Annotated in this window: 17 protein-coding genes; 9 read left to right on the top strand and 8 right to left on the bottom strand. The window is 57.6% G+C overall.

All coding sequences use genetic code 11. The features are described 5' to 3' along the window. Window positions 1-269: 269 nt before the first annotated feature. Entirely contained in the window at window positions 270-1,289 is a 1,020-nt protein-coding gene (locus tag K227x_RS18425; RefSeq protein ID WP_246145908.1) for a peptidylprolyl isomerase, read from the top strand. Window positions 1,290-1,352: 63 nt separating this feature from the next. Further along, on the top strand, window positions 1,353-2,057 hold the full coding sequence (locus K227x_RS18420; RefSeq protein ID WP_315854315.1) for a hypothetical protein: 705 nt from the start codon (window positions 1,353-1,355) through the stop codon (window positions 2,055-2,057). 243 nt (window positions 2,058-2,300) lie between these two features. On the opposite strand, the gene K227x_RS18415 is transcribed toward K227x_RS18420, so the two are convergent. Beyond that, entirely contained in the window at window positions 2,301-3,110 is an 810-nt protein-coding gene (locus K227x_RS18415) for a hypothetical protein (RefSeq protein ID WP_145171783.1), read from the bottom strand. 120 nt (window positions 3,111-3,230) lie between these two features. Here K227x_RS18415 and K227x_RS18410 point away from each other — a divergent pair, with 120 nt between their 5' ends. Beyond that, window positions 3,231-3,878, top strand: a complete 648-nt coding sequence (locus K227x_RS18410) for a phosphoribosylanthranilate isomerase (protein WP_218933354.1) — start codon at window positions 3,231-3,233, stop codon at window positions 3,876-3,878. A gap of 443 nt (window positions 3,879-4,321) precedes the next feature. Here the strand turns inward: K227x_RS18410 and hemP are convergent, their stop codons facing one another. Further along, window positions 4,322-4,639, bottom strand: a complete 318-nt coding sequence (gene hemP, locus K227x_RS18405; protein WP_246145907.1) for a hemin uptake protein HemP — start codon at window positions 4,637-4,639, stop codon at window positions 4,322-4,324. 302 nt (window positions 4,640-4,941) lie between these two features. Between hemP and ahcY the strand changes: the two genes are divergently transcribed. The 4 genes from ahcY to K227x_RS18385 all read left to right on the top strand — a co-directional run bounded on the left by ahcY (window position 4,942) and on the right by K227x_RS18385 (window position 10,772). After that, entirely contained in the window at window positions 4,942-6,288 is a 1,347-nt protein-coding gene (gene ahcY / locus K227x_RS18400) for an adenosylhomocysteinase (RefSeq protein ID WP_145171781.1), read from the top strand. A gap of 63 nt (window positions 6,289-6,351) precedes the next feature. Then, window positions 6,352-8,040 (top strand): DUF1015 domain-containing protein, encoded by a 1,689-nt coding sequence (locus K227x_RS18395; RefSeq protein ID WP_246145906.1) that lies wholly within the window; start codon window positions 6,352-6,354, stop codon window positions 8,038-8,040. A 1,018-nt stretch (window positions 8,041-9,058) separates the two neighbouring features. After that, window positions 9,059-9,805 (top strand): ParA family protein, encoded by a 747-nt coding sequence (locus tag K227x_RS18390; protein WP_145171779.1) that lies wholly within the window; start codon window positions 9,059-9,061, stop codon window positions 9,803-9,805. Then, the gene (locus tag K227x_RS18385; RefSeq protein ID WP_391540382.1) at window positions 9,798-10,772 is read left to right on the top strand and encodes a ParB/RepB/Spo0J family partition protein; all 975 of its coding nucleotides are present in this window, start codon (window positions 9,798-9,800) and stop codon (window positions 10,770-10,772) included. The genes K227x_RS18390 and K227x_RS18385 overlap by 8 nt, the downstream gene beginning before the upstream one ends. Window positions 10,773-11,011: 239 nt before the next feature. On the opposite strand, the gene K227x_RS18380 is transcribed toward K227x_RS18385, so the two are convergent. The 5 genes from K227x_RS18380 to K227x_RS18360 form a co-directional block, all read right to left on the bottom strand. After that, window positions 11,012-11,557 (bottom strand): response regulator, encoded by a 546-nt coding sequence (locus tag K227x_RS18380; protein ID WP_145171777.1) that lies wholly within the window; start codon window positions 11,555-11,557, stop codon window positions 11,012-11,014. Between the two features lie 50 nt (window positions 11,558-11,607). Further along, window positions 11,608-11,997: a response regulator gene (locus K227x_RS18375; protein WP_218933353.1), complete on the bottom strand. Its 390-nt coding sequence runs from the start codon at window positions 11,995-11,997 to the stop codon at window positions 11,608-11,610. An 11-nt stretch (window positions 11,998-12,008) separates the two neighbouring features. After that, window positions 12,009-12,386, bottom strand: a complete 378-nt coding sequence (locus K227x_RS18370; protein WP_145171773.1) for a response regulator — start codon at window positions 12,384-12,386, stop codon at window positions 12,009-12,011. Then, window positions 12,376-13,992 (bottom strand): sensor histidine kinase, encoded by a 1,617-nt coding sequence (locus K227x_RS18365; protein ID WP_145171771.1) that lies wholly within the window; start codon window positions 13,990-13,992, stop codon window positions 12,376-12,378. Before K227x_RS18365 ends, K227x_RS18370 begins: the two co-directional genes overlap by 11 nt. A 306-nt stretch (window positions 13,993-14,298) precedes the next feature. Beyond that, entirely contained in the window at window positions 14,299-14,856 is a 558-nt protein-coding gene (locus K227x_RS18360; RefSeq protein ID WP_145171769.1) for a DUF1697 domain-containing protein, read from the bottom strand. Window positions 14,857-15,299: 443 nt separating this feature from the next. Between K227x_RS18360 and rimI the strand changes: the two genes are divergently transcribed. Beyond that, entirely contained in the window at window positions 15,300-15,776 is a 477-nt protein-coding gene (gene rimI / locus K227x_RS18355) for a ribosomal protein S18-alanine N-acetyltransferase (RefSeq protein WP_145178083.1), read from the top strand. 104 nt (window positions 15,777-15,880) lie between these two features. Here rimI and K227x_RS18350 read toward each other — a convergent pair whose 3' ends face one another. Beyond that, window positions 15,881-18,061, bottom strand: a complete 2,181-nt coding sequence (locus K227x_RS18350; RefSeq protein WP_218933352.1) for a sulfatase/phosphatase domain-containing protein — start codon at window positions 18,059-18,061, stop codon at window positions 15,881-15,883. 189 nt (window positions 18,062-18,250) lie between these two features. Here K227x_RS18350 and K227x_RS18345 point away from each other — a divergent pair, with 189 nt between their 5' ends. Then, on the top strand, window positions 18,251-18,805 hold the full coding sequence (locus tag K227x_RS18345) for a GNAT family N-acetyltransferase (protein WP_246145903.1): 555 nt from the start codon (window positions 18,251-18,253) through the stop codon (window positions 18,803-18,805). The last annotated feature ends 204 nt before the right edge of the window (window positions 18,806-19,009 follow it).

The following is a 19,009-nucleotide window of genomic DNA, read 5'->3' as shown; positions in this document are numbered from 1 at the left end:
GTCGCGTGATTACCTGCCCGGCGGGCGCCCCGTCAAGAAGAGTCCATCACGGGATCGACCGATGATTCGATTCGCACGTTCTAACATCGGTCTTGCCAAACGGTCGTGAAACGCCCTACAAGCGATACCGATCCATTCGATAATTCACGATACGCCATCACGTAGGGCTCGGAATGATACCGCGTCTCCTAACATTGCTACCCTGCCTTTGGTTCGCCGCCGCCGTCTCGGCTCAGCCGTTTTCCGATGGCCAAAGACCGAGTGTCCGGTTGCCCGAAGACCCCGCTGCGCTGATCGCAGTCGTTGGACAGCAGCGAATCTTGCTCGCTGATCTGCTTCCGAAAGTCGAAGCCAAAATTGCCGAGGTGACCAAGCGAGCAGGTCAGGAAATCCCTGAAGCTCAGTTGGAAATCGCCAAAGTCAATCTGGTTCGTGGACTGTTGGCCCAGTCGATCCAAAACAAAATGATGCGAGAAGCGTTCCTGATCGACCAAATGGGAACCGAAGCCGCCGACAAACGCGCCCAGGCCGATGCGAAACTCACCTCTCGCGCCCGAATGATGTTCCACGAGTCGCAGTTGCCTGACTTGATGAAACAGTACGAAACGACCGACCGAAACGTGCTGGACGAAAAGCTACGCGAAAAAGGAACGTCGCTGGCGTCCCAACAACGCGAATTTGTCGACATGATGCTGGGGCACCTCTATATCCGTGACAAAGTCGATCGCGAACCGAAAGTTTCTATCTCGGAAATCAACGACTACTACCAAGTCAATCGCGACGAATTTCTGAACCCAACCCGTGCTCGGTGGGAACAGATGTCCGTCCTGTTCGATCGGTTTGCGACCGCCGAAGAGGCTCGCCAGGCGATCGAAGCGATGGGCCGCGAAGCCTACTTTGGTGGAAACATGCAAGCCGTTGCTCGTGAAAAGAGCCAAGAACCTTTCGCTAGCAAAGGTGGTCTGCATGACTGGACCACGAAGGGATCATTGGCGTCGTCGGCCTTGGATCAGCAGATCTTTTCGATTCCGTTGAACGAGATGAGCGAGATCATCAAGGATACCGATGGGTTGCACATCGTCCGTGTGTTGGAACGTGAGGAGGCGGGCGTGACACCGCTTAGCAAGGTGCAGGACGAAATTCGCGAAAAGATCCGCGCGGAAAAAATTCAGCAGTCGCAAGTCGAAGTCATGGAAGCGATGCACAAGCGGATTCCCGTTTGGTCGTTGTTCCCCGACGATACACCGGGTGCCAACCCGCTTCCCACCAGCGTATCGCGTTTGCAATAGAGATCGATCTCGCAGACCACGGCAACTTTCATCGGCTCTACCGTCCAGCTATCTCGACCGTCCATGATCAGAGAATCCCAATCCGGAAAGACGAACCGACGCGGTTTTCTGCGGTTTGCGCTCGGTGTTAGCGGAATCGGAAGCGTGGGGATGGCGTCATCGACGTTGGCGGCCTTGCTGTTGACGGTCACCGGATGCGGCCAGTTGGCGTATCGCTTGAAGAACGATGTGCCGGAAACCTTTGTCCCCAATCCGCTGGAACTGCCTCCTGCGAAAGACGACTTCGTGTGGTCGCAGGTGGTTGATTCGGTGGACGACTATTTCCGCATCGTTCGCGAACAGCCCGTTCAGAACTCGGACGGAGTGATCCTGGACGGAACGATCGAAACGTCCTACCAGATCGGTGCCTCGCTGCTAGAGCCGTGGAGAAAAGACAGCACTTCCGGCTTCGAACGACTGCAAAGCACGCTCCAGTCGATCCGCCGACGCGCCACTGTGGTTGTCCGTCCCCGCGGCGCGGCGTACTCGATCGAAGTCATTGTCCAAAAGGACCTCGAAGACACCGATCGCAGCCAGTACTCGACCGAATCAACGGCATCGGTTCGTCACGATGGTACGATCATCCGTCGATCGGACGGGTATGACGACAGCCCGCAAACGTTGGGCTGGATCCCGCTTGGCCGTGACACGTCGCTGGAGCAAGTGATCTTGCGCGACATCTTCGGCCGGATCACTCAGGCGGATTCCAATCGCCTGCTAAAACACTAGTCCGTCGACGATGGTTGCGGTGCCTCGGACATCGCTGTCCGCGGTTTGACGATGAAACGCCGCAGTCGCGACTTGCTTTGCTGGCAAACGAGATTCGTCCCATTTACGCGGCTTTCCGATATGTCGGTCAAAGGCCCGCGTTGCTAGCCGACGCTTAACTTGCGAGCGACTTCGTAGGTGCGATAGGGAAGCTCGGTGCGATGGGAAAACTCGGTGCGAACCTATCGATCTGCACGCCCTCTACTAGATCGTCCAGCATCCCACGGCGGTGGCGAACAAGCCGACGTACACGATTTTTCGCAGGTGCACGCCGATCGGTTGTCGTAGCCGGATCCATGCGGCAGGCAGGATCACCGGCAGTTGGTTTTCGCTTTGCGAAGAAGACTTGCCTTGGCTCTGTTCCCGCTTGGTTGAAATCGCTTGCATGTCTTCGGCCGATGCGCCAACCAATCTGCGTGGCGGTTGGACTCGAATCCATACGGCCATCAGCAGCATCGCTAGGAATGCTATCAACGCGGCGTATCCGAGGTTTGTGCCCGACAGCAGCGGCTGAGTCACGTTGCCTAGTCGGACCGGTGGAGGCCCGATCGTGGCCTGTTGTTGACGCCAGACCGTTTCCAGTTTCAGCAGGTGGCCGCGGGCTTGTTCGTCGACTTGGTTCCAGTATCCCACCAGATCGATCGTTTTCGCTTGGTTGGTAAACGAGACTGGGATCACGGGAGTGATGCTTCCCAGGGTGGGTCGGTCGATCGTGGTTGGATCGACGGCCAGTTCGTTGGTGCGTTGAGCGTAGATCGCTGCTGTTTCCGCCTGCCACCGAGCCATCCCCAATGCGGCCGCCGGTTTGGAATGGCCGTAGTTTAAGATTTGGCGTCGGATTTGTACCAGTCGCGGATCGCCGAGAGCCAAGGAGTATAGGCGTGGTGAATCGGACAGGCCGCCGATCACGCGTTCGCGAACCTCGATCGTTTGCCGAGCGGGCGGTTTCGGCAGAAAGCTAAGTGCGATCAGGAATGCTGTCAAAAACACGAACATCCTGTCGCGGCGGGGCATGGATGGTTTTCGTGCGATCATCAGCGACTTCCCCTGCGAAACGGATTGCGTTACTTCTGGTATCGGAGATCCGAGAATGGTCGGATTAGTCAAACTTTTCCTATCCTGAGGCCGACCTGCATGTTTCGCGTCAAAATTTGTGGCATTCGACTCAAGTCCGATGTCGATGCGGTCGCAGCGGCGGGGGGCGATGCGGTGGGGCTGAATTTCTTTCGGCCAAGTGTCCGTTTTGTGGATCCGCAATCCGAATCCACACGGTTGCTGTCCGAGGCTGCGGCGGCGGCCAAGTTGCTGCGTGTCGGGGTATTCGTCAATGAAACCGCAGACCAGATTCATCAGATCGTTGATCAGGTCGGGCTGGACGCGGTTCAGTTGCATGGCGACGAAACCCTTTCGGCGGCCGGCACGGTCCGCGGCCCACGGTTGCGAGCGATCAAGTTGCCGGTCGGTCCCGTTTCGGTGGACCTGATCGAATCGGCCGCACGGCCCTGGATCGACGCTGGGTTCCATGTGTTGTTCGATGCCGACGCGGGGGCGGCCCACGGCGGCAGCGGAAAATATTTGGATTGGAAATCGGTGGCGGACTGGAACGACCAACACGGCCAGAGCGGTTGGACGCTGGCGGGGGGCCTGAATCCGCAGAATGTGGCCGAGGCGATCCGGACCAGCGGGACCGCCAGCGTCGACACGGCAAGCGGAGTCGAGTCGCCCAAGGGAGTCAAATCGGCCGCCCTGATCCAACAATTTCTCCAGCAAGCGTCCGGATAGACCGCAATGCTAGCGATTGATCCAAAATGAAAGTTTGTCTGCGTCACCTGTCGCAAGACCCACCCACCAGCCGTGGCAAAAGTCGCCAAGACTTGGTCGATTGAGTGAGCCGTGATCGCCTGAGCGGCCGGGAATCCCCCCCGCTGCCCGTGGCCTCACTGCCAGCGGTTCACCATTGCCGTTGAAAGTGACAAGCCGCCAAGACTTTCGGGCTCGCAAAGCGTCAGCGTCCGGGCCCTATCGATTCCCAACGCTAGACGGCCGGCGACAAATGAATCTGCCTCCCCCACCCCCGTTCGTGACACCCCGCCGAGAATTTTGGGTGCGGCTTGGGATTGGCCGAAAGTCTTGGCGACTTTCGTGACGGGAAGGCGTAGATGCCGTTGTCTGCGATCCCACCGATCTGCGTCTCGCGTGCTGCGGATTTGGGTGTCCGCCGCGGCCTATTTCGTCAGGATCAATTTATTTTGGCGGGTCGCCCGCAGGCGATAAAGTTGGTTCTCGTGCTCGATCCAGATCTCGTCACCGCAGCGGGCCAAGTCCGAGAACTTGACGATCTTGGGAAGGGCAGGGTGGTTCGGATTCACTTCCTGCTGAACCGGCGTTGCCGCTACTGTTTTCTGGCCCAAGGCAGCCTCTTGTTCCAGTGCTGCCTTCAGGTTCGAGGGCGATGCAGCGGCGGCGTTGTGGGGTTGGTCCGGCATCGCCTGAGGCTTGTCCAGCGAGAGTGAGGTGGGGTGGCTGCGATTTGTCTCACCCATTGTTGCGTTATTTCCGATTGGACGCAATGCATTGTTGAGAACGATTCGCAGTAACTGGACCGGCTGGGCGTGCTGCGCGGCCCATGTCGTCGGTCCATTTGGGCTGTGATCGGTGGTTGTTCCCGTCCCGGCAGGGTTGCCTGTTGGGACTTTAGCCCTATAAATCGTTTGACATACCGCTATCATGGCGGTTACTCGGCAACGAAGTGCGAATCAGCGGGAGTCCCTGTGTTCGGTCCGTCACGTCATGGAGCTGGGTGGAAATAACCTTTTTTGTTCCCTCCCGAAGAGAGAGAAAACGCGTGTCACAAGTCGAAACGGACCGACTCCCCTACAAGGTCAAAGACATCAGCCTGGCTGAATTCGGTCGTAAAGAGATCGAACTGGCCGAGAACGAGATGCCTGGCCTGATGTCGTTGCGAACCAAGTATGGTCCGAGCAAGCCGCTGAAGGGCGCTCGGATCGCTGGTTGTTTGCACATGACCATTCAAACCGCTGTGTTGATCGAAACGCTGGTTGAATTGGGTGCCGAAGTCACCTGGTCGTCCTGCAATATTTTCAGCACCCAAGATCACGCAGCCGCTGCGATCGCAGCCGCTGGCATCCCCGTCTACGCTTGGAAGGGCATGACGGATCAAGAGTTCGATTGGTGCATCGAGCAGACTCTGCATTTTGCCGATGGCAAGAAGCTGAACATGATCCTGGACGACGGTGGTGACCTAACCGCGATGGTCCACGATCGGTTCCCAGAACTGTTGACCGAGATCCACGGCATCAGCGAAGAAACCACCGCCGGTGTCCACCGCCTAGACGTGTTGAACAAGACCGGCAAGTTGCAGGTTCCTGCGATCAACATCAACGACTCGGCCACCAAGTCGAAGTTCGACAATCTATACGGTTGCCGGGAATCGTTGGCCGACGGTGTCAAGCGAGCGACCGACGTGATGTTGGCTGGCAAGGTTGCTGTGGTCTGTGGCTACGGCGACGTTGGCAAGGGTTGTGCCCACAGCTTGAAGAGCTACGGCTGCCGCGTGATCGTTACCGAAATCGATCCGATCAACGCGCTGCAAGCCGCGATGGAAGGTTTCGAAGTCACGACGATGGAAGAAGCCTGCAAGGAAGGTCGTCTGTTTGTTACCACCACCGGGAACAAGGACATCATCCTGGGCCAGCACATCGCTGAAATGCCGAACGACGCGATCCTTTGCAACATCGGTCACTTCGACACCGAAATCGACGTCGCTTGGATCGAAAAGCAAGTTGCTGACGGCAAGGCGACGGCCAGCTCGATCAAGCCATCGGAAATCGGTGCAGTCGATCGCTACACGTTCGCCGACACTGGCCGCAGCGTGATCATTCTGGCCAAGGGCCGTTTGGTCAACTTGGGCTGTGCCACCGGACACCCCAGCTTTGTCATGAGCACTAGCTTCACCAACCAAGTGTTGGCTCAGTTGGAATTGTGGGAAAACCGCGAAAACGACAAGTACCAGGTCAAGGTTTACTTGATGCCGAAGGCGTTGGACGAAGAAGTCGCTCGTCTGCACCTGGATGCCTGTGGCGTCAAGCTGACCAAGCTGACCGCGACCCAAGCCGAGTACATGGGCGTGCCAGTGGAAGGTCCATACAAGCCGGATCATTACCGATACTAATCGGCCCAGCGGGCGACCGCTGATATCAAACGAAACGTTGCCGGTACTCGGATACCGGCTGCGTTGAACCGAGCAGAACCCGGGCGTCCATGGCGTCCGGGTTTTTTCATGCGCCGCTGTGGAAGTGCCGCTGATGGCCAATCGTTGGCCGCGTTCCTAAGTCGCTCGGCAACCGGTGCGTGTTTGGCAAACCAATGGCGTCGGGGCGCCGGATTGGATCGTCGTGACGGGCGATGGGGCGGGCCCAAAGTGCCGCGGGATGTGCATCAAAGTGTGCCGCTGTTGGTCAGCCATGATCAGGCGATCGGCGGTTATGATGATGGCCGCTCGGCTCCTTCGGCTAGGCCGGCCGAAACCGACGCGGGAAACTTTAGCCAAAATATCGACATTCTTCAAAATAGATCCATGCCACAAACCGTCCCATTCGCAGCACTCCGATACAACCTCGAACACATTGGGTCACTATCGGACGTCGTCGCGCCGCCGTATGACGTCATCGATCCCGAGCTGCAAGAGCAGCTCTACAAACGGCATACCGCCAACGTCGTTCGCGTGATCCTGAATCGGACGGAACCCGGGGATGCGCCGGACGCCAACTACGATCGTGCGGCCAAGTTCGTGCGACAGTGGATCAGCGAGGGAGTGTTGATGCGGGAAGAATCGCCAGCGTTCTATGTCTATCATCAGACCTTCGAAGTTGACGGGCAAACGGTCACCCGGCGAGGATTCCAGGGTCGTGTTCGCACAACCCCCTTCGGCGAAGGCAATATCTACCCGCACGAAGAAACGCATCCCAAAGCCAAAGTCGATCGGTTGAAGCTGACGACCGCGACCAAACAAAACAATAGCCAGATCTTCGGTCTGTATCCGGATCCCGAGAACCAGGTCATCGACCTGTTGGATGCGGCGACCGAGGGGATTCAGCCGGTCCAGGCGACGGACCATTTAGGCGTGCTGCATACGCTATGGCCGGTCACCGACCCGCAGGTGATCCAGCAGGTCAGTGATCTGATGATGGACCGGCCGATGTTCGTCGCCGATGGTCATCACCGCTACGAGACCTCGTGCAATTACAAGGACCAAGTCGCGGCGCAGTACGCAGCAGAGCAGGGCGGTCCGTTGCCAGAGGATCACCCCGCCAATTTCTTGATGACGATGATGGTCGGGATGAGCGACCCCGGAATGGTTGTGTTGCCAACGCATCGTCTGCTGCGAGGGACACCACGATTTTCCTCGGCAGAGATCACGGCGGCATTGGCGGGAGTCTTCGACTGTGAACTGGTGGCGGGCGGATTGCAGGTTGCCGGAACCGTTTGGGGCCAGATGGAAACGTCGAACGACCAGGGGCTGATCGGGCTGTACGCCGTCAAAGACGATTCATGGTTGCTGTGCCGTGCGACGGATCAGGCCGCGGTTCGGATGGCACAGATCGAACCGGACAAGAGTGACGATTGGCGATCGCTAGGCGTCAGCCTACTGCACCGACTAGTGATCGACGAACTGCTGGAATCGGCCGGCCATCCAAAACCGACCTACGTACACGAGGTCGACGAAGTGATCGGCGGGATGCAAGGGCAGGGCAGTCAAGCAGAATCCGACGGCGACGATCCCTACACGCTGGCCGCCCTAGTCATGCCAGCGACGTTGGCGCACGTGGAGGCGATCAGTCTGCACAAAGAACGCATGCCAGCGAAAAGCACGTACTTCTACCCCAAGCTGCTAAGCGGTCTGACATTCAACCCATTGCAGTAGCCGACCGGCAGGCACGCCGAGCCTCCAGTCGTCGTGAGCTGGCCGTTCTTTCTCCTGCCTCCCCTGCCTCCCCTCTCCCCCACAACAGTTGCGAGATCCACTCGCACCTGCCGCGGGGGAGAGGGGGCCTAGAAGAAGCTTGCGCGCTTGTCGTGCGTGCTTTTCTCTCCTGCCATTCTCTCGTGTCTCTCCTGCCTCCCCTCTCCCCCGGATCTTGGGCAAGTGAAGCTTGCCTAAGATCTGGGGGAGAGGGGTCGGGGGTGAGGGGGCGACAGCGCCGTGCCCGTCCACCCCGCCCGCACACGTAGTCCCAAGCCCTGCGGCCAGTCTCCCTGTGCCGCCTTTGCGCCCCCTCACCCCAACCCCTCTCCCCCACGACAGTTGCGAGCTCCACTCGCATCTGCCGCGGGGGAGAGGGGGCCTAGAAGAAGCTTGCGCGCTTGTCTCTCCTGCCATTCTCTCGTGTCTCTCCTGCCTCCCCTCTCCCCCGGATCTTGGGCAAGTGGAGCTTGCCCAAGATCTGGGGGAGAGGGGTCGGGGGTGAGGGGGCCAAAACGCCGTGCCTGTCCACCCCGCCCGCACACGTAGTCCCAAGCCCTGCGGCCAGTCTCCCTGTGCCGCCTTTGCGCCCCCTCACCCCAACCCCTCTCCCCCACGACAGTCGCGAGCTCCACTCGCACCTGCCGCGGGGGAGAGGGGGGCTAGAGGAAGCTTGCGTGCCTTTCTCCCTCGTCTCTCCTGCCTCCCCTCTTCCCCGGATCTTCGGCAAGTGGAGCTTGCTTTGCATCTGGAGGAGACGGCATCCAGTGGCGGTTCCTGCCTGGTCGACCATCCGCTATCCGTCCCGCGATGGCATTGGCGGCTTTCGGGGGTGCTGCGATCGCGGCCCAGGTCAAGGTCAGTTTCTTGTGAAACCACTCTTGTTTCATGGGGAACCTTTTCCGTACTTTGCATTCCATCGAGCGACACAGTCCTGTGGTCGCCAAAGGCAGGTTTCTCCGAATCGAGAACATCCCCGGTGGGAAGGATACTTTGCGTGGTGAATCAGAAAGGGGGCGTGGGCAAAACCACCACGTCTGTCAATCTGTCTGCCGCACTGGCCTTGGCCGGACAACGTACGCTGTTGGTCGATATGGACCCGCAGTGCAACGCCACAACATCGCTGGGTATCCAGCCAACCAACGGGCACGCCCTGGTGGGCGAAGAAGACCTAGCCGAACGAATCATGGAAGCGCGGCAACCGAATCTGTCGGTCGTGCCTGGTAGCCGCACCTTCCACGACGTCGACAAGCTCGCACATGCGGACGACGACCAGGCCAAGCTGGTCCGCCGCCACCTGGACGCCGTGATGGACGACTATGACTTTGTGCTGATTGACTGTCCGCCCAGTGTGGGTGCGTTGACGCAATCGGCCCTGACCGCATCGACCGAAGTGCTGATGCCCATCCAATGCGAGTACTTCGCGATGGAGGGTTTGACCCAGCTGATCCAGACCATCAAGAAGGTCATGGTCGCCACCGACGGGCGACTGACCTTTGGCGGCATCCTACTGACGATGTACGATCCGCATCTAGAACTCACTCACGAGGTCGACGAAGAAGTACGAGACTTCTTTGGCGATATCGTTTTTGATAACGTCGTGCCTCGGGACGTTTCGCTGTGCGAAGCTCCCAGCCACGGCCAGACCGTGTTCCAATACGCTCCGCGATCGCGCGGCGCGTTCGCTTATACCCAGCTGTGCATGGAGGTGCTCCAGCGTGACTAGTGCAACGACCAATAAAGACCGACGACTTGGCAAAGGACTTGCCGCTCTACTCGGTGATTCGATGGATGATGATTTCCAACGACCAAGTGCTGAGGCAGGGAACGGCTCGTCGGGGGCTTCGCACGGTATCGAGTCGCTGGAACTGAATGTCAGCGAGATCGAAGCCAACCCGTTCCAGCCGCGACGCGAATTCAACGCTGACGAAATTGCTTCGCTTGCCGAAAGCATCAAGAACCACCAGCAGCTTCAGCCGGTGTTGGTTCGGATTGTGGACGGCAAGTACCAGCTGATCAGTGGCGAACGCCGTTTGCGTGCGACGATCCACGCGGGGCTGTCGAAGATTCGAGCCGAGGTTCGCGAAGCGGACGATCGCTTGGTTGCCGAACTGGCGATCATCGAGAACCTTCAGCGTAAAGATCTGAACCCGATCGAAAAGGCTCTGTCGTTCAAACGGTACATCACCGAACACAAGTGCAAGCAAGATGATCTGGCTCGGCGACTTAGCATCGACCGCAGCACGATCGCAAACCTGATGCGTCTGCTAGAGTTGCCTCAGGCAATCCTGGATTTTCTGGCGGCAGGCGAAATTAGCGCGGGCCATGCCCGTGCCTTGCTGCCGGTCGGCGACGAGGATATCCAAGTCAACATCGCTCGAAAGATCATGGAAGATCGCTGGAGCGTGCGGGCAACGGAAAGTCACATCGCCGAACTGCTGAAGAACGAAGAGGACGAGGACACCGGTAAAAAGGTTGTCAACGCATCTCGCCAAAAGCGTCGACCCGTGTCGCCTCAGATCGAGGCAATGCAGCAAGAGATGCGGATGATTTTCGGTACCAAGATCGAGATCAAGTCATCGGCCAGAAGCCGCGGTAAGATCACCATCCACTTCACCGATGCGGATGAGTTCGATCGGCTGAAAGAGATCCTGTGCGAATCGGCGAAACCTCGTCTGCGAGTCGCAGGCTAGGGAGCGTCCCGTTTCAGCATCGGAAAGAAACCTAAGATCAAACCCGAGTTCGCTTGTCGGCGAGCCCGGGTTTTTTTATGGCCGGTTGTCACCGCCATCGCGGTCACCCCCGTTCGGCAAGCCCGGCAAGCCGAATGGAATTCATTCGGTGCAGTCGGCTTGGTTGCGTTTCACGTTTGTTTCACGCGTCGGCTGAGATATTCTGCGGTGGCAGTGCCCGGATCTCGGTGTCCACCGGGTTACTGTGCCTGGTCGCTGCCGGAGAGTTGTTTGATTTTTCGAATCAGTGCGATGGCGCTGACGGGTTTTTGAAACACGGCCTTGGCACCCTGCGATAGCAGTCGGTCGTGCAGTCCCTGTTCGTTCATTGCCGTGACGATGATGACTGGGATGTGAGACGTGTCGGGGTGCAGAGTTAGGTGGGCCAGCCACTCTTCACCGCCAATCTTCGGAAGTCCAAGGTCCAGCAGGATGACCGCCGGATCTAAGTCGAATGCGAATCGATACCCCTGTTCGCCTTCGAATGCTCGGACCACTTCGAACCCGCTGGACTGCAGTGTCCATTTCAGGCCGTTCGAAAAATCAACGTCATCGTCAATGCAAAGGATCCACGGTCGGTCGACCGGATAGCTGCACTTTTGGTGGGATGAATGGATCGCCGTATGCGGCCCATCGTTGAGGGAATTGTGGTGTGTTCCAGCGTCGCCCGGTGACGTGTGCGGTCCTGCGAGTTCGCTGGGCTGCGTGTCGCTTTGCGCCGTATTCCAATCTGGCTTTGCATTCATGGTTTGCCCCAAAATGTTTTTGTGTACTTCGGTTTGCGTTCGCGAATCGGTTATGCCAACGCGAGTTCGCGTTGTGCTGCGATGTAGGTGATCGTCGCGCACAGTTCGTTGAAAACGGTTGCTGATTTGTGAAGGTACATCGCGTTCAGCGATTGGCAGGATTGGATGGTTTCGGGATCGTTGAGTCCGCTGACAAAGACTTTGGGGATCTGGCTGATTTTGGGATCCTGGCTTAGGAAGCCCATTGCGGTCAGACCGTTTCCGGTTGGCGTTTGAATGTCAGCGACGATGGCGTCAAAGTTGCCGTCCTTTAGCTTCAGCATCACCGAGAGCCAATTGTGGGTGACGGTGATGTTGTGGCCCAAGCTGCGCAGCGACATGGCGGCCGCGTCAGCGAAATCGACATCGTCGTCGATCAGTAGGATGTTCAGTTCAGACATAGTTTGGGTTCTTAAATTTGAGGTACGGACAACGCGGATTCGATTGCAGCCATCATCGATCCGTTCGGTACAGGCTTGGTAAGGAAGAACTTGGCGCCGCATTCGAGCGACTTTTCCTGGTCACCTGGGCTGGCTGAGATCATGATCACGGGAATGTCCTTCGTCCGTGGGTCTTGCTGCAGCAGCGACAGCGCGGTAAGCCCGTCCATTCGCGGCATCCGGATGTCCATCAGAATCAGGTCCGGAAAATGCTGGCCCGCCAGCTGAGTGCCCTGTTCGCCGTCGTTGGCTGTTAGCACCTTGTACCCGTTGAAGTTCAACCGCATCGCAGTGCCATGGCGAATGGCGTCGTCGTCTTCGACGACCAGGACCGTTGGTTCAAAGTGCATAGGTGCACTCCGGACTTGCGGTGGTCAGATCGCTGACAAACGTTGAAACGGGGTATTCGGTTTCCACGCGTGGCTTGCTGGTGCTGGCCGGCGGGGGGACCACCATGCCGGCATGGCGACGCAGTTGCAGCCTGGGCAGTTTGCCTTGCGGACGGTTGCGATTGATCGATTCGATGTCTTCGCTGGCTCGCTGCAAAAACACCAGGCAGCCCGCCTCGTCGGCGGCTAGGACGATTGTCCACTGCGAAGGCGTTTGTCGGACCAGTAGGTCGCGGGAACGAATCAGGTAGTTCAGCAATTGATGAATTTCTGTCAACGCCTCGGGCGGCGCGTTCGGCTCGACGGGCTCGACCACGAACACCGTCATTGCTTCACCGGGGACCGCACGGGCGAAGAATCGTTTGGCCACTTCGTCTGGTTCGTCTAGCGGGACCGTGAAGGCGAACGTGCTTCCCTTGCCCAACGCGCTGGTCAAGTGCATCGACCCCAGGTTCAAGTCCACCAGTTCCTTGGCGATGTTCAGTCCCAAACCGACGCCCTTGGTCGACCGGTCTAGGCTCGTGTGGGTTTGTTCAAACCTGGCAAAGATCATCTCTTGATGGTCGGCAGGGATACCGGGCCCCTGGTCGGCGACCGAGAATCGGACTTCGTGATTGGCGTGGTCCACCACGGCAGTGATGGTGACAGTATCGCCCGCGGACGAGAATTTGATAGCATTGACGATCAGGTTGATCAGCGTGCGAGACACTTTTTCGGCGTCGCAGTAGATGGCCGTTTCCGGATCGCAGCCGGCAAACAGTAGCGAAACGTCTCGTATCGATGCCCGCTGTTGCAGACCGGGAAACACACGATCGACGACTTCGTTCGGGCTGCATCGGCTGCGTTTCGCCGCCAACAGACCGGACTCGTGACGGCTGATGTCCAGCATGTCGTCGACCATGTTGTTCAGGTCATCGACGCGATCTTCAATCACTCTTAGCATTCGCCGCTGTTCGTCATGCACCGTTCCGACGACGCCATCGGCGATCAGGTTGGCATACTGTTTGACGACGCAAAGCGGAGTTCGAAACTCGTGCGAAACGTTGTTCACAAAATCTCGCGACGAATCGTACAGGCGTCGCAGTCGTGCGTTTTGTTGTTCTAGTTGTTGCGACTGCTTTTCCAACATCTCTTTGTGCGCTTGATTGGTTTGCATCAAGCGTTCGATCTCGTTCCGCTGTGCAATGCGTTGGATGCTTTGCTGGATACAGCGATGGACCGCCGTCGGCGTCAGGTCAATTTTGCACAGAAAGTTATCGGCTCCCGAGGCGACCGCATCCACGTAAAGCTGTTCCTGGTCCTGGCCCGACATGGCGATGATGGCAGACGAATGGCTAGCCATGCTAAGAGCTTCGACTGCGTTGAGGCCGATCGAATCCGGCAGCCCCAAGTCGGTGAAGATGACGTCAAAGTCAGATTTCTTCGACGCCTCGATTGCCTCGGCTAAGCTACTGGCATGAGTCAGTTGATAGGTGCCAACTGACCGCAGGAGTGCGACTTGCAGGATCGTAACATCCAGGTCGTCGTCCTCGACTACCAATACGCGAACGATTCGATCGCCCATCATGTGCCCCTTAGGTCTGCAAGTTGAAAGCTACTTGCTTAGCTATCGAAGTCCATTGCCCCATCGACTATTGAAGCCTAAGACACAATTTGCGGCGTGAGCGGATTTAGCCGCCAATCATCTTGCCTACCGCTCACAGAGCGGGGGGGTGGTCACGTTGATGCCGGATGTAACTTGGCCGGTCGGGGGCCAGCGACTTCATTCAGCAGCGTCGCTAGCGGAGCATTCGGACGAGCCGTGCCAGGTTGGCTAATCGATGCCATCGGCAAATTCGTTCGATTAAGAGCTGATTGCCGAGGCGCCGTGGATTCAGCGATTGCCGACGTTTTCGCTGGTTTCCGTCATGCGGATGATCTGAAGGACCGTGGAATAGTTTCGGGCTGTCGTCGGCACGCCAAGCCTGCGTTGGACCGAAGCTGCCAGCTTTGACTTGCCGAAACCGTCCGGAGTCCAAAGGTAGAAAACGAGATTTGCCAAGCGGTATGCCTCTGAATCTGTCGCCGCGTTCTCAATGCCTTCGATGTCAGGCGCCGCGGGCGACTCGGCAAGAAAAAAGAAGTGAAGCGTCTTGGGTTGGTCGGTCCCTTGGGGAAATGGATTGCAGTCTGCGGCCGCGCGCAGTTCGTCGGCTGTCATCAGCGTCAGTCGCGGGCGGAACGAAAAGTCCTTTTCGACGGCGTCCAACAGTCGTGTCGATAGGTTCCGCTTGTTCTTCATCGCCGAGCGAAAGACAACGTTCCCAGACTGGACGTAGGTGCGCACGTCTTTGCATTTCACGGACTCAAGCGAGGCCTTCAGTTCGCCCATCGGCATTCGGTTCTTTCCTGCAACGTTGACCGCATGGAACAGGGCAATCCAGGTTGGCATTTTGATCGACGAGGGGGGAAGAGGTTGGGGCAGTCGGGAAGTCAGCTTGGCCGACCAGAATAAACGTACCGGTTCCGCGATTTGGTTTGGGTAGCAGGATCGTCGCAGGCCGCCGGCAAACGAGGCTGGGGGAGTTCGGCTGGATAGGCATGCGTTGCCCCGTGAAGTCTCGCCGTTACTCGATCGCCATGAAACCCTGTGTCGATCGAGTTTCGACCGCTTGTGGTGTCCGCGGCCAGCGATCCGACGGTACCAAATATTGGATAACGTCATTTTCACCTTGGTGACATTTTAGTCATCTGCTAATCTCCGAATCGCTCGGCCATGATGGCTATGGGCGGCTCGGGAAACGGATGTTGGTTTCTCGGTGCGATGGTGTTTCGCTGGAAAGGAGTCCCAGGGTGGAAACCGAACAAACGCGCACTTGTGTCCACATTCGTTGGATGATCCGTCGGGACATGCCGGCAGTGCTTGCGATCGAGAACAAGAGTTTTGAGTTTGCGTGGAACGAGGACGATTTCATTCGTTGCTTGCGTCAACGCAATTGCATCGGCATGGTCGCCGAAGAGGGCGACCGAGTTGTCGGCTTCATGATCTACGAATTGCATAAGAACCGATTGCACATTCTGAACTTTGCGGTTGGTCCCGATCAGCGTCGCGGTGGCGTTGGATTGGCGATGATCGGAAAGCTGCTGGGCAAACTTTCGCAAGAACGTCGAAACCGGATCATGCTAGAAGTTCGTGAAACGAATCTCGAAGCACAGTTGTTCTTCAAGAAGATCGGCTTCCGTGCTGTCTCTGTCTTGCGTGACTTCTATGAAGACACCGACGAAGACGCTTACCTGATGCAGTACCGCTATCAGGCCAGTGCCGAAGAATTGGCGGAACCACACAATCGGATATCACGACTGGCAGGCTAGTCCTTCGCCAGCAATGTCCAAAAAGAAAAGCCTGCAGCGTTTGTTTAACACTGCAGGCTTTTTTCGTTTTCGGCCAGTTGCTTGGCCATCGCATGGGAACTGGATTACAGCCCCAAGTCTTTCAAGACGGGTTCCAGTGCGCTAGCCCAGCGGCGATAGCCTTCGGGGGTCAGGTGCAGTTTGTCCGGCATGATCGTCGGGCTGATCGATCCATCGGCTTCCAGGAACTGATCGCCAAACTCAACAAACTGGACTCTTTCGCCATCTGCCATGCGGCGGATCTGTTGGTTGATCGCGATGTTGTTCAATCGCTTCAGGTCCAACGGCCCGTTGCCACGTGGGAAGATGCCATGCAGGACGACTTTTGTGTCTGGCAGCTTTTTGGCCAGAATGTCCAAGATCTCTTGCACGCCAGCGGCGACTTGCGACGGATCCTGATCGAAATGGCCCGTGTTGTTGGTGCCGATCATCAACACCGCTACCTTCGGTTTGATTTTGCCCAGGTTGCCATGTGTCAATCGCCAAATCACATGTTCGGTCCGGTCACCGCCAATCCCAAGGTTCAGCGTTTTGCGGTCACCATAGAACTGGGACCAAACGTCTTTGCCGGCACCTTCCCATCCCTGGGTGATCGAGTCGCCGATGAACACCAAGTCGACGTCGGAGTTCTTAGCGGCTTTCGTCATCGCAGCATCTCGCTTGGCCCAATTGGGTTCGTCGCCGCGAGTCGCTGGGATGGTGGCGCTGTTGACGTCGTAAAACTGACGCAGGTCGCGATAGCGTTTTTGCATTCCGGCCAAGATGTCCGCGTATGCCGGGTCCGCATGGACGCTGGTCATTTCCGTAGGGTCGGTTTCCAGGTCGAACAGGTTCCACTGCCGTGAACGCGGGAAGAACATCAACTTGTAGCGATCGGTTCGCACACCATCATGGACCGGAACCGCATGCACGGCTGCGTTTTCGTAGTACGCGTAATAGATGGCATCACGCCAGGTCGCCGATTCTTTGCCTTGGTTGCGTAGCATTTCGACCATGCTTCGTCCCTGCATTTCGGCAGGCACCTGCGCACCGGCAGCGTCCAGAAACGTCGGACCGTAGTCGATGTTCTGGATCATCGCGGTGGATTCCACACCCGGGTTGATCACGCCAGGCCAACGGATTAGGAACGGCATTCGAAGCGATTCTTCGAACATCCAACGCTTGTCGTACCAGCCGTGTTCGCCTAGGTAAAAACCTTGGTCACTGCTGTAGATCACGATGGTGTCTTCGGCCAAACCGGATTCGTCCAGGTAGTCCAACAGCGAACCCACCGAATCGTCGACCGCTTGAATGCAGCGCAGGTAGTCCTTGATGTATCGTTGATACTTCCACTGGACGACTTCACGGTCGGTCAGATCGCCCGCTTTCATCTTTTCGATGAAGGCCTGGTTTCGGGGTTCGTAAACTTCGTCCCAGGCGGCTTTCTGTGCGTTGGTCATGCGAGCGTATTCGCCGTTGTTATGCCTGCCGGCAAAATGATCGGGGAACTGGTTCTCGCCTTTGAACTTCATGTCGTGCCCCCAATGCATGTGATTGGCAATCGACATCTCGTTCAACTTCAAAAGATCGCTACGTCCGGCATAGTCATCGAACAGGGTGTCCGGTTCCGGAATGCTGACGTCCTCGTAAAGCGAATAGTAGCGTGGCGGTGGCGACCAGTTGCGGTGTGGCGCCTTGTGTTGGCACATCATGATGAACGGCTTGTCGGGATCGCGATCCTGTTTCAACCATGCCAAGGCATTTTCAGTGATGATGTCGGTGCAGTAGCCCTGGTACCGTTTTCGCTTGCCGTCCATTTGCAAGAAGTCAGGGTTGTAGTAACTGCCTTGTCCGGGGAGGACTTCCCAGTGATCGAAACCGACCGGGTCAGTCCCCAGGTGCCACTTGCCGATGATGGCGGTTTGGTAGCCGGCATCCTGCATCAGTTTGGGAAAGGTCATCTGTGACCCGTCGAACCGGTTCCCATTGTGCAGGAACCCGTTCTTGTGACTGTGTTTGCCGGTCAGGATGCAGGCCCGCGAAGGGCCGCAAATTGAATTGGCGCAAAATGAGTTTTGGAAGATCGCGCCTTCTTTGGCGATCCGGTCCATATTGGGCGTTTCGTTGATCTTCGATCCGTAGGCACCAATCGCTTGCGGTGCATGGTCATCGGAGAATACGAACAGAATATTGGGTTGTTTGGCAAATCCGGTCGAAAGACCGGCGCTGGCCAAAATCGCGAAGGCGAACAGTCGCAGCGAAATCACAGGAGCGGCTCCGGGGAAAGGGCAGGGGGCAGGGAAACAGAAGGGGGGCAGCGGGCAAGGGACAGGTGACTTCGAAAAAACGCAGACCAGGGGGGGATGCGAAAATGCAAGTCGTCCGCAACCATTGTAGCCAGTCGCATTGCCGCCAAGTGATATCCCGTTGGTTCTTGGTTGGGGCAAACGAGACTCGTGTCCATCCTAGCGATCGTGATGGCCCGGGCGACCACCGCACCCGTTGAACAGAATTTTTTCGGCGAAGCCGCTGTGAATCCGATCATTCGAAAAGCCAACCACGCGGACCCAAGCCGAGTGTGGGAGATTCGCCGTGCAGCGATTTTGTCCCATTGTGCGGGGCACTATCCGGATGGCCTGTTGGCGGATTGGACATCTGGCGAAATGGCGGACTCGTTCGTCGAAGCGGTGGTCGACCGTTGGTGGGTTGCAACCGTTGCCGACGAAGTCGTGGGGACGGGCACGCTAGATGGTTTGACCGGCCAGATCGATGCGATCTTTGTCCACCCTAGTCACATGGGCATGGGGATTGGGCGGCAGATGATGGGCCACTTGGAATCGGTTGCGATCACGGCTGGCTTGACGCGATTGACATTGGATTCAACGCTGAATGCAGCCGCGTTTTACCGCCGCTGTGGTTTCGTTGGCCAGCGACGCGGCATGTACCAGTCGCCACGCGGAATCTCTCTGCCCTGCATACCGATGCAAAAGCAACTGCGGACCCATGTATAGGGATCTAGCGTGAAGTCGCCTACATTCCCGCTTGGTGGGTGACGCGGCAGCGCACCGGAAGCGTCGGCGGCGAGCATGGGAGCCAATTTCGAAATTAGTTGCTTGCGTCCAAATTTTGGCAACGGTGTTCGTACCTCGCATCACAGCACTGCGCCGATTTTCTCGACGTCAACGATCCTCCGAGCCGATTCCGCTTCGCGGTTT

The organism is Rubripirellula lacrimiformis (genome assembly GCF_007741535.1).
GTDB lineage: Bacteria > Planctomycetota > Planctomycetia > Pirellulales > Pirellulaceae > Rubripirellula > Rubripirellula lacrimiformis.
Note: the sequence above shows the minus strand (reverse complement) of the source record. Positions and strands in the feature narration are given on the sequence as shown.

What these genes read in the sequence shown, in the direction of transcription:
- K227x_RS18375 (WP_218933353.1), bottom strand. Translation starts at nt 11,997, where the DNA reads ATGTCTGAACTGAACATCCTACTGATCGACGACGATGTCGATTTCGCT.
- K227x_RS18365 (WP_145171771.1), bottom strand. Translation starts at nt 13,992, where the DNA reads ATGATGGGCGATCGAATCGTTCGCGTATTGGTAGTCGAGGACGACGAC.
- K227x_RS18415 (WP_145171783.1), bottom strand. Translation starts at nt 3,110, where the DNA reads ATGCCCCGCCGCGACAGGATGTTCGTGTTTTTGACAGCATTCCTGATC.
- K227x_RS18370 (WP_145171773.1), bottom strand. Translation starts at nt 12,386, where the DNA reads ATGCACTTTGAACCAACGGTCCTGGTCGTCGAAGACGACGACGCCATT.
- K227x_RS18380 (WP_145171777.1), bottom strand. Translation starts at nt 11,557, where the DNA reads ATGAATGCAAAGCCAGATTGGAATACGGCGCAAAGCGACACGCAGCCC.
- K227x_RS18420 (WP_315854315.1), top strand. Translation starts at nt 1,353, where the DNA reads ATGATCAGAGAATCCCAATCCGGAAAGACGAACCGACGCGGTTTTCTG.
- K227x_RS18410 (WP_218933354.1), top strand. Translation starts at nt 3,231, where the DNA reads ATGTTTCGCGTCAAAATTTGTGGCATTCGACTCAAGTCCGATGTCGAT.
- K227x_RS18360 (WP_145171769.1), bottom strand. Translation starts at nt 14,856, where the DNA reads ATGCCAACCTGGATTGCCCTGTTCCATGCGGTCAACGTTGCAGGAAAG.
- rimI (WP_145178083.1), top strand. Translation starts at nt 15,300, where the DNA reads ATGATCCGTCGGGACATGCCGGCAGTGCTTGCGATCGAGAACAAGAGT.
- hemP (WP_246145907.1), bottom strand. Translation starts at nt 4,639, where the DNA reads ATGGGTGAGACAAATCGCAGCCACCCCACCTCACTCTCGCTGGACAAG.